1 protein-coding gene is annotated in these 2038 nt (G+C 79.3%); it reads right to left on the reverse strand.

The window, feature by feature from the left end:
* Positions 1-70 precede the first annotated feature (70 nt).
* On the reverse strand, positions 71-2026 hold the full coding sequence (locus ACWENR_RS30640; protein ID WP_452280419.1) for an acyltransferase domain-containing protein: 1956 nt from the start codon (positions 2024-2026) through the stop codon (positions 71-73).
* Positions 2027-2038 lie beyond the last annotated feature (12 nt).

A 2038-nucleotide genomic window follows, 5' to 3' on the forward strand; every position in this document is an offset into this window, starting at 1 on the left:
TGGCGGCCCGGGCGCTCGTCGGCGAGCTGGCCGTGGAGCCGCTGCGCATCGACGGGGAGCCCGACCCGCGCTACGTCTCGGTCACGATGGCCCGGGCCAGCACCAGGCGCAGGCAGGAGTCGAGCAGGCCGGGTTCCGGTCGGGTGGAGGTTGGCACCGCGCGCGGGCGGCGCAGGGTGGCGTCGGCCTCGTCGCCGTGCCGTACGACCGACTCCAGCCAGCGGTAGCGGGGGCCCAGCCGGTAGCCGGCGGCCCGCATCCGGTCCTCCAGGTCCGCCACCTCCGTGCCGGCGGTGTCGCGGGGGCGGTCCGCCGGGGCCGGCGCCGGGCCGGCCGGCCGCACGGTGCCGGTGGCGTGCACCCGCCACCGGGTCGGGTCGGTACCGGCCGCGCTGACCACCTCGGCGCTCCGCGCGCCGCCGTCCGGGGCGCCCAGCAGCACCTGCACCCGCACCTGCTCGCCCTCGGTCAGGGTGAGCGGTTCGGGGAAGGTCACGTCGGCGACCTCGACGGTCGGCTCCCCGTCGGCGGCGGTCGCGGCGAGGATCGCGGCGAGATGGTTGGCGGCCGAGACGACGGTCGCGCCGAAGAGGCCGTGGTCGGTCAGCCGCTCCGGCAGCTCGGGGCCGACCACCTGCTCGAAGACGCTGCCGGTCAGGGCGGGCGAGCGCAGCCGCTCCCCGAGCGGGCCGGTGTCGGCGGGCCGGGTGGCACCGGCGCGGGTGTCGCGCCAGAAGCGGCGACGCTGGAACGGGTACGTCGGCAGCGGCACCCGCCGGGCGTCCGGGTGCACCCGGTCCCAGGCCACCGGCGCGCCCGCGCAGAAGGCGGCGCCCAGCGCGTCCCGGGTGACGGCGCCGTCGCGGCGGCCCCGGCGCATCGCCGGCACCCACCGGGCGCCCGGCGGCACGAGCGCCCCGCGTCGGGCGAGCGTGCCGAGCACCGGGTCGGGGCCCAGCTCCAGCACCAGCCCGCAGCCCAGCCCGCCGAGGCGGCCCAGGGCCTCGGCGAAGCGGACCGGCTCGCGGGCGTTGCGCCACCAGTAGTCGGCGTCCATCGGCCCGTCGAGCGGCCGCCCCGTCACGGTGGAGACCAGGTCCACGCGCGGCTCGGCGGGCCGCAGGCGGGCCGCCTCGGCGGTGAGCCCGGCGCGCACCGGATCCATCAACGCCGAGTGGAACGCGTGCGACACCCGCAGGTCGCGGTGCCGGACGCCGGCCTCGGCCAGGGCCCGCGCCACGCCCTCGACGGCGTCGGCCGGGCCGGAGACGACGGTCTCGGCGGGGCCGTTGTACGCCGCCACCCAGACCGCGGGGTGCCCGGCCAGCACGGCCTCGGTGGCCGCCCCGTCCGCCGCGACGGCGAGCATCCGGCCACCGGCGGGCAGCGCGTCCATCAGGCGGGCGCGTACCGCCACCAGCCGGAGCGCCTCGTCGATCGGCAGCACGCCGGCCACGCAGGCGGCCGCGTACTCGCCGACGCTGTGGCCGAGGACGACCGCCGGCTCCAGGCCCCACGAGCCCCAGAGCCGGGCGAGGGCGTACTCGACGGCGACCACGGCCGGCTGGGTCCAGCCGGTCCGGTGCAGCAGCTCACCGCCGTCGTGCAGCACCCGGACCAGGTCGTCGCCCAGGTGTTCGCCGAGGATGTCGGCGCACTCGCGCAGGGCGGCGCGAAACACCGGCTCGGTGTCGTACAACTCCCGGCCCATGCCCGGGTACTGGCAGCCCTGCCCGGGGAAGACGAAGGCGATCCGGGGCGCGTCGCGAACCTCGCCGGAGACCGGGTCGTCGGCCTGGCCCCGGGCGTACCGGTCGAGGTGGTGGCGCAGCTCCGCCCGGTCGGCGCCGGTCACAGCCAGCCGGTGCCGCAGCGGGGCGCGGAACCGGGCCGCGGCGGCGCAGACCGCCGGCGCGGGCAGCTCCGGGTGCCGGTCGAGGTGCTCGGCGTAGCGGCCGGCGAGGGCCCGCAGCGCGGCGGGCGACCCGGCGGAGAGCGGCAGCAGCAAGCCGTCGCCCGCCGGCACCAGCGGCCGATC

Source organism: Micromonospora sp. NPDC004336 (genome assembly GCF_053602615.1).